The organism is Sphingomonas sp. (assembly GCF_036387535.1).
Lineage (GTDB): Bacteria > Pseudomonadota > Alphaproteobacteria > Sphingomonadales > Sphingomonadaceae > Sphingomonas_R.
This window is the reverse complement of record NZ_DASVTO010000007.1, coordinates 1-8446: the sequence shown is the minus strand read 5'-3', so window position 1 is coordinate 8446 and position 8446 is coordinate 1. Positions and strand designations below refer to the sequence as shown.

Annotated in this window: 7 protein-coding genes; 2 read left to right on the top strand and 5 right to left on the bottom strand. The window is 68.7% G+C overall.

Annotation, left to right across the window (positions count from 1 at the left end):
- On the bottom strand, positions 1 to 1892 hold a 1892-nt coding region (locus VF649_RS01260; protein WP_331010140.1), incomplete at its 3' end, for a TonB-dependent receptor plug domain-containing protein.
- 338 nt (positions 1893 to 2230) lie between these two features.
- Here VF649_RS01260 and VF649_RS01255 point away from each other — a divergent pair.
- On the top strand, positions 2231 to 2989 hold the full coding sequence (locus VF649_RS01255; RefSeq protein ID WP_331010142.1) for an A24 family peptidase: 759 nt from the start codon (positions 2231 to 2233) through the stop codon (positions 2987 to 2989).
- A 9-nt stretch (positions 2990 to 2998) separates the two neighbouring features.
- Here the strand turns inward: VF649_RS01255 and VF649_RS01250 are convergent, their stop codons facing one another.
- Entirely contained in the window at positions 2999 to 3970 is a 972-nt protein-coding gene (locus VF649_RS01250; protein WP_331010139.1) for an SPOR domain-containing protein, read from the bottom strand.
- Positions 3971 to 4165: 195 nt separating this feature from the next.
- Here VF649_RS01250 and VF649_RS01245 point away from each other — a divergent pair, with 195 nt between their 5' ends.
- Complete coding sequence (locus VF649_RS01245; protein WP_331010138.1) at positions 4166 to 5512, top strand: SPOR domain-containing protein; 1347 nt, start codon at positions 4166 to 4168, stop codon at positions 5510 to 5512.
- Between the two features lie 4 nt (positions 5513 to 5516).
- Here VF649_RS01245 and VF649_RS01240 read toward each other — a convergent pair whose 3' ends face one another.
- From VF649_RS01240 to VF649_RS01230, 3 genes are read right to left on the bottom strand one after another with little or no spacing between them, the layout of a single operon-like run.
- Positions 5517 to 6089 carry a dihydrofolate reductase family protein gene (locus VF649_RS01240; RefSeq protein ID WP_331010137.1) on the bottom strand — a complete coding sequence of 191 codons (573 nt, stop codon included), beginning with the start codon at positions 6087 to 6089 and terminating at the stop codon, positions 5517 to 5519.
- A gap of 34 nt (positions 6090 to 6123) precedes the next feature.
- On the bottom strand, positions 6124 to 7347 hold the full coding sequence (locus VF649_RS01235; RefSeq protein WP_331010136.1) for a dihydroorotase: 1224 nt from the start codon (positions 7345 to 7347) through the stop codon (positions 6124 to 6126).
- Positions 7344 to 8288: an aspartate carbamoyltransferase catalytic subunit gene (locus VF649_RS01230; RefSeq protein ID WP_414713622.1), complete on the bottom strand. Its 945-nt coding sequence runs from the start codon at positions 8286 to 8288 to the stop codon at positions 7344 to 7346. The genes VF649_RS01235 and VF649_RS01230 overlap by 4 nt, the downstream gene beginning before the upstream one ends.
- Positions 8289 to 8446: the final 158 nt, after the last annotated feature.

The window sequence follows — 8446 nt, the reverse complement described above, 5'->3', positions numbered from 1 at the left end:
CGGTAGCCGAGTTCGAACGTGTTGGTCGTCTCGCCTACCGGCGACACCACTGCCGAGCGATAGAGGTTGTCCGTGCTGGGTGCCGAGAAGTTGCGGCCGTAGGAGCCGTAGACGCTGTGCGGTCCAGCGATGTTCAAGGTGACACCGGCCGAAGGCAGGATCGGGCTGTATTTGATCGTTTTCGAGAGTGGGGCGTAGTACAGGTTTGCCAGCTGTGCCGGTGTGGCACCGACGCCAGCATAGTTTGTCGGAACGATCGTAAAACCGACAGGCAGGATCGTGCCGGGCGTGGCCGCGAGGATCGTGCCGCAGGTCACGTTGCCGGACGAAACCTGCGTGTAGCAGTTCTGCTGCAGGTCGCGCTTGAAGAAGGGTGCGCGCAGACCGAGCGTCACCGTCAGCTTGTCCTCAAGGAACCGGCCAAAATACTCGCCTGAAATCTGGTTCAGCAACGCGACCGATCGCCGATCGCGGTTCTGCAATGTCGTGCCGTCGGATGCCAGGATACGCGCGTCGGTATTATACTTGCCCCCGAACACGCTGATCGGGTTGCCGGCCGGATCCAGATAGCCGAATTCACCGGTCTGGCGATGCTCACCGCGATCCCAGCTGTAGGCGACGCGCAGGCGGTTGCTCGGGTTGAGTTCATAGATCAGGGACGACAGCACCGTGTAGCGGTTGGTGCGCGTGTTGCTGGGCTGATAGACGCGGATCGTATCGAGCTTGTCGCCGTCGCGGTTCAGGTCGACGCCGAAGGCACCGGTCGCGATCTGCACGGGGGTCAGTGCGGCCGTGCTGGTCGGCGCCACCAGACGACGATCGGTTTCCGAAAGCGCGGTCGTGCCGCCACCATTGGCGAGCGTATACTGATAACCCGGATCGATCGTCAGGATCAGGCCGTCGGCCAGCGTGAAGCGGCTGCTGCCGCGGATGTTGGCAGTGTTCGACGGATTGATGCGGAGACCGAAATAGTTGGTGCAGCTTGCCGTGTTCGAGAGGTTGGTCGCAGAGCCGGCATTATCATTCTGTATGGTGCCACGGCCGGGCGTGGAGAGCGCACAGGTGTTGAAGTTGTCGAAGTTGCGGTTCGTCGCGAAATCCGATGCCAAGCCATTATTATAGGACGCATTGCGGTTGCGGTTATAGTGGCCCGCGACCGACAGGAAATCACCGTTCGATCCCAGCGGTTGATACACGCGCGCATTATACTGCGTCTTGTAGAGATCGCCCGAATTGCCCGTGAACTTGTTGTAATGCTGATTGGAATAGGAGAAGAAGGCCTTGGTGCCGAAGCTGGTCAGCGTGCCGGTGTTCACCATGCCGAAGAAGCGGGTATAGTCGAACTTGCCGACCGAGCCATCGAACAGCGCGCCGAGTTCGTCGCTGGGGACGATCGTGCGATAGGACACGACACCGCCCGCGGCGGACGGCGTCGGACTGTCGACATCGGTGGTCCCAAGGTTGACCGAAATCTGGTCGATGATTTCCGGGTCCTGCGTCTGGTTCGAATAGATGGCGTAGTTGCCGGTGTCGTTGAGCGGCAGGCCGTCCCACAACAGTGCAACGCGGTTGCCGGGGAAACCGCGGATACGCAGATTGCCGCCCGACGAGCCATAGGGATCGGTGTTGGTGAAGTTGACGCCCGGAACCTGGTTGAGCGCGGCAATCACCGACTGGCCGGCGCTCTGGTGACTGAGAAACTCCTGGGTCAGGATTGTGCGGGTTTTCGGCACGTCGGGAATGACGACGCCGCCGACGCCCCTGGACAGTCGCGTGCCGGTAACGACGATGGCGTCGCCCTTGCTTTCGATCGTGTCGGTCCCGGTCGACTGCGCATAGGCGCCCGACGTGGCGAGTGCGCCGAGTGCGCAACCAATCAGAAACTTATTCATGCCTAGAAATCCCCAAGCGTCCGCGTCATCGGCCGGTCTGGCTTGCCCTCCCGAACTCGACCCCGGCCTGTGGCTTGTGGGTGACGAGGATCCGGTGGGCGACGATGTGGCGGTGCAACAAGAGCGTCCGTTACGCGACTCGTCGCACGGGACCAAGCGTTTGTCGCACGCTGCCGAGTCGCGGAGTCTGCGCCCGATCGGTCAGGAAACATCGGCCATGTTCCTGAAAAACCGTAGCTTTACCTGTGTGTCATCGCGTCGTCACATATTGCGCTATTAGGGGTCGGCTGAGCACCGGCGGTCGGGGTTCCATGGACCGCAGTCGAATTTTGGCAGCTGTGTTTTTCGCGCAACAATCCGGATGGCAGTTCCCCCTGTTTGCGGGTCTGGTGGGGCTGGTCATCGGGAGTTTCCTGGCCACGGTGGCGCTCCGCTGGCCGGCCGGGCGGTCGGTGGCGACGGGGCGGTCCGCGTGCGACCAGTGCGGACGGACGCTGCGCTGGTGGGAATTGCTGCCGCTGCTGTCCTGGCTGGCGCTGGGCGGACGATGCGGGCGCTGCGGCGGCGCGATCGATGTGCGACATCCCGCGGTGGAGGCGGCGGCCGGGCTTCTCGCGCTGCTGCTGTCGGTCCTGTTGCCGCCGCCCGCCGCGCTGGCGGGCATGGGGCTCGGCTGGACCCTGCTGCTGCTGACTCTGCTCGATCTGGATCATTACTGGCTGCCCGACCGGCTGACGGTGCCGCTGTTGGCCGCGGGACTGGCGGTGGGCGCGATCGGGATCGGGCCGGCGTGGCCGGACCGCGCGATCGGTGCGGCGGCCGGCTGGGGCACGCTGGCGCTGGTGGCGTGGGGATATCGGCGGTGGCGCGGGCGCACCGGGCTGGGCGGGGGTGATCCCAAGCTGTTCGGTGCGATCGGCGCCTGGGTCGGCTGGGCGATGCTGCCGATGGTGCTGCTGATCGCCAGCCTGTGCGGGATCGCGCTGGTGCTGGGCGCGGCGACGTTGGGGCGGCGGATGACGGCCACGACGCGTATTCCGTTCGGGCCGATGCTCGCGCTGGCGGGACTGGTGGGCTGGATTGGCGTCGCCGGGTGAGGATGCGCCTCAACCGGTGACGGGAAAGCACGCCGCGACGCGCGCGGCGCCGCAGAGCCGGGTGGCTGCGGCACGGTCCGCTACCGGCCCGACCTGAAGCCGGACGACGGCGCCGGCCTTTTGGTAAGTGGGCGACAGGTTGGCGAGTGCGGGCGCCCGGGCGCGGAGCGAGGCCCAGGCGGTGCGCGCGCCGGCTTCGCTGCCATAGGCGCCGACCTGAATCCGCCAGCGGCCGGCGGGTGCGGGCGCGACGGCCCTGGGCGCCGGTTTCGGCGCGGCGGCGGCGGTGCGGACGGGGGCCGGCGTGGGCGGCGCGGGCGTCCTGGACGCGGTGGTGGCCGCCACGCGTGACATGGCGGGCTGCACTGGTGGCGGCGACTTTGCGAGTGCCGTGGCGAGTTTCAGACCACGCTGGCGTTCCTCCAGCGGAATGAACTGGTCCATCTGTTTCAGGGTCGCGGTCGCCTGCGGCAGGCCGGCGGCGGCCGACCGTGTCATCATCGCATAGGCGCGCGGCCAGTCCTTGGCGACATTCTCGCCATTGAACAGCGCGGTGCCATAAAGATATTGCGCGCGAGGATCACCCTGCTCCGACGCCTTGGCCAGCCAGGGCAGCGCACCGACCCGGTCGCCATTCTGGAACATGATGAGGCCGAGATAGCCGCCGGCCTGTTCATGGCCCTGTTCGGCGGCCTTGCGATACCAGCTTTCGGCGAGGCGTTGGTCGGTGGGAACGCCGCGACCGAGCTTGTACGCCTGCGCCAGGTTGAACTGCGCATCGGCATCACCGGCGTCCGCGGGCCCGCGCCAGGCGGCGACCGCGCCGACATAATCACCCGTCTGCCACAGATCGACGCCGCGTTTCACGACGGGGTTGGCGGGTACGGGATCGGGCGGCGCGGTGGGCGCGCGCGGTGCCTGCGCCGGCGCGGCGGTGGCGGACAGCGCGATCAGGACGGCGACGATACGGGCAGGCGACATGGAAAATCCCGGACATCTTCTGGCGATCGGTCATCGCATAGGGACGGCATGGTTAACAGTCCGTTCGCGGGATGCGGACGTGATCTGCTTAACGGTTTGTTTGCCGTGATCGTGGCAAGCCTGCGCCCACGGCGAAGGCGGGTGCGGCCCGAAGCATGATCCTTCGCGCATGATCCTGTTCTGGAAGGCACGCCGATGAAGATCTCCATCCTGAGCCGGGCGACCGCCGGTGCCGCGGCGATCACGCTGATGATCGTGGGCTGCACCCCGGGCGGGCACGGTTCCGTGCGGTCGGCATCGGGCCGGGCGCCGTCGTCGGCGAAGGCCGCCGCCCAGTTTGCGGAGATGGGCATCACCGCGATGCGGCGGCGGGAAGGCGCGTTGGCGGTGACGATGGCGGAACGGGCGGTCGCGTCCCAGCCGCAGGCGGCACGGTACCGGGCGCAGCTGGGCCAATCCTATCTGCTGGCCGGGCGGTTCGCGTCGGCGATCGACGCATTCCGTGATGCCGCGGCACTGGCGCCCGACGATGGCCGCGTGCTGCTGGGCGCGGCATTGGCGCAGGGCGCGCTGGACCGGCAGGCGGCGGCGCGCGCATCGGTCGACGCGGCGCGCGGACGGATCCCGGAGTCGGATCGGGGACTCGCGCTGGCGCTGGCCGGCGACAGCGATGGCGCGATCGCCATCCTGGAGCCGGTGGCGCGCGCGGCGGACGCGACGCCCAAGATGCGGCAGAACCTGGCGCTGGCCTATGCGCTGGCCGGCCGATGGAATGTGGCGCGATCGACCGCGGCGCAGGATGTGGTGCCGGCCGATCTGGATGCGCGGATGGCGGCCTGGGCCAAGCTGGCGGCACCGCAGGCGCGGATCGACCGCATCGCCGCGTTCCTGGGCGTGACCCCGGTGGCGGCGGATACCGGCATGCCGATGCAACTGGCGCTGGGTGTGGCGCCGGTCATGCCGGCGACGGTGGCGCCCGCCCCCGCGCAGGTCGAGATGGCGGCGTTCGCGCCGGTGGCGCCCGTGGCGCCCGTGGCGGAGGTCGCGGCCGAGACGGTCGTGCCGATGATGACGGCGCAGGCGACGCCGGATACGGTCCCCGCCTTCATCGCGCCAGACGTCGCCGCGCCGACGATCGCGACACCCGCCCTGGTGGAACCACGCGCGCCGACGCCGCGGCGACCGGCGGTGCCGACGATGCTGATGCGCGCCGACTATATGGTTCCGGCACCCGGGCGTGGGCTGTGGTCGGTCCAGCTCGGGGCGTTTTCCAGCGGGCATTCGATCGAGGACGCCTGGGACAAGGTGCGGCGCACGGTGCGGCCGGTGGCGGGCATGATGCCCTTGTCGTCGACGATCCGGACGCGCGGCATGCTGTTCCAGCGGCTGGCGGTGGGTGGGATCGGCAGCCGGCCCGAAGCGGTCGCGCTGTGCGAGCGGGTACGCGCCGCGCGTGGCGTGTGTTTCGTGCGGACCGTGACCGAGGAAGCGCCGCTGAGAATGGCGGCGAAGGCATCGCCGGTGCGGATCGCCGCCCGGTAATGCGCTATGCCGGGCGATAGGTCTGTGCGACCGCACCACCCGGAAACGCTTTCGACTCGATCAGCCGGAGCCGCAGAGGTGCCGCGAGATCGGAGAAGATCGGCAGGCCGGTGCCCAGCGCGACGGGGATCACCAGCAGGATGAACTGATCCACCAGCCCGTGCGCGACGAGACTGCGCGCGAAGCCGACCCCGCCATGGGCGATGATCGGCTTGCCCGGTTGCGCCTTCAGCATCGCAATCTCGTCAGCCAGGTGGCCGCGCGCGACATAGGCGTCTGCCCAACTGTCGCCGCCCGCCTGCTGCGGGGTTTCCGGCAGCTTCAGGTCATGGCGGGCGAACACCGCCTTGGGGATGTCGTTCATCGGCGGGGCGAACATGTCGGTGGCGGTCGGCCAATGACCGGCCATGGCACCGAACGTCCGGCGGCCCATGATGTGCAGGCCCGCGGTCCACAGGGTGGCGACGGACCAGGTTTTTGCCTCGGGATCGGCTCCGAACATCCAGCGGTTGCCGCCGTCCAGGTCACTGACGAACCCGTCGACCGAAATCGACATCTTCAGGATCAGGTCGCGCATGCCGTCCTCCCAGACCAGATTCCCGCGCCGCGATCTACAGGATGCGGCCGCCCTTGATGACGGTGCGGACGCGGCCCTGCACCGGTAGCCCGTCGAAGGGCGTGTTGCCGGCGACGGCGGCCATCGTCTGCGCGCTGATCCGCCAGGGAGCGTTCTCGTCCACCAGGATCAGGTCGGCGTCGGCGCCGGGAGCCATTGAGCCGCCGGGCAGGCCGAACCGGCGGGCGGGCGCGGCCGAGAGCAGATCGAACAGCCGCGGCAGGGAGATCAGCCCGTCGCGGACCAGCCCCAGCGACAGCGCGAGCAAAGTCTCCGCGCCGGCCATGCCGGGTTCGGCCTCCGTAAAGGGCAGGCGTTTTTCCTCCGACCCGCGCGGATCGTGACCGGAACAGAGCAGGTCGATCGTGCCATCGGCGATCGCGGTGCGCGCCGCCTGGCGATCCGCTTCGCAGCGGAGTGGCGGCGACAGGCGGGCGAAAGTCCGGAACGGCCCGACTTCCGCATCCGACAGATACAGATGCGCCGGCGTGATGCCGCAGGTGACGGGCAACCCCCGCGCCTTGGCGGCGCGCACCAGATCGAAGGCGGCGGCGGTGGTGAGTTGGCGGAAATGAAGCGCGGCGCCGGTCTGTTCGGCCAGCATCAGATCGCGCGCGACCGCCATCGCCTCCGCAATTGCCGGGGCGGAGGGGAGACCGAGCCGCGTTGCGGTTTCACCGTCGGTGGCGACCGCGCCGCGGACCAGCCCGTCATCCTCGGCATGGGCGATGGTGACAAGGCCGAGCGCGCCGGCATAGCCGAGCAACCGGTGCATGACGCGCGCATCGGCGATGCGGGCGCGACCGGTGGCGACGGCGCAGGCGCCGGCCGCAGCCATCAGCCCGATTTCGGCCAGTTCGGTGCCGCCAAGACCGTGGGTGGCGGCCGCGATCGGGTGAACCCACAAAGCCGGCTTGCCGGCGGCCAGCGCGCGTTGCACCAGGGCGCCATCGTCGATGGGCGGCGACTGATCGGGCATCAACGCAGTGCGGGTGATGCCACCCGCCGCGAAGGCGGGCATATCGATCGCGAAGCAGCCGATATCGACGATGCCCGGCGCGATCAGCGCGCCGCGCGCGTCCAGCGTCTCGACACCGGGGGGCATGTCGATCATGCCGACCTCCGCGATGCGGCCGTCGCGGATCAGGACGCCGCCCGCGATCACGCTGCCCGCCGCCGGATCGACGATGCGGCCATTCAGGATGGCGAGGCTGGTCATGCCCAGCCCGCAATCCCGCGCCGGCCGCGGGTGAGCACGTCGAGACAGGCCATGCGGACCGCGACCCCCATTTCCACCTGTTCCGTGATGGCGGACCGATCGAGATCGTCGGCGACGCTGGACGCGATTTCGATCCCGCGGTTCATGGGGCCGGGGTGCATGACCAGCGCATCGGGCTTTGCGCGTTTCAGCCGGGCCGGGGTGAGGCCGTACAGCGCATGATATTCGCGCGGGGAGGGGACGAAACCGCCGGCCATCCGCTCCCGTTGCAGGCGGAGCATCATGACGACGTCGGCGCCGTCCAGCCCGGCGTCGAAATCCGTGAAGCGGGTGACGTTCATGCGTTCGATCGCGGGCGGCAGCAGCGTCGGCGGTCCGACCACGCGGACATCGGCGCCAAGTGCCGTCAGCGCGAGGATGTTGGAGCGCGCGACCCGGCTGTGCAGCACATCGCCGCAGATCGCGACCACCTGTCCGGCGATCGCCCCGCGCCGGCGGCGGATGGTAAGTGCGTCGAGCAGCCCCTGCGTTGGATGTTCATGCTGCCCGTCGCCGGCGTTCAGCACCGGGCAGTCGACCTTGTCGGCGATCAGCTGGACCGCGCCGGACGCGTCGTGGCGGATGACGATCACGTCGGCGCGCATCGCGTTCAGCGTGACCGCGGTGTCGATCAGCGTCTCGCCCTTCTTCGTGCTGGACGTGGCGGCGTGCATGTTCACGACGTCGGCGCCGAGCCGCTTGCCCGCGATTTCGAAAGACAGGAGCGTGCGGGTGCTGTTTTCGAAGAACGCGTTGATCTGGGTCAGCCCGGTCAGGCGGTCGTCATGCTTCGACGCGCCGCCACGGTTGAGCGCGATCCAATGTTCGGCCTCGTCGAGCAGGAAGGTGATCTCGTGCGGCTGCAGCCCGGCGATGCCGGTGAGATCGCGGTGCGGAAACATGGGATTGCCGGGGCGATCCGATCGGCTGCGCACGGCGGGGGGCTGTTCCATCGGGTGCGGGGTGTAGGGCCGGAGGTGCGGGGAGGGCACGCCCTCTCCCGCACTCGGGAGGGGGGAAGAAGGGCTACATCGTGGTCAGCCGGGCGCTCGCGCCCTGG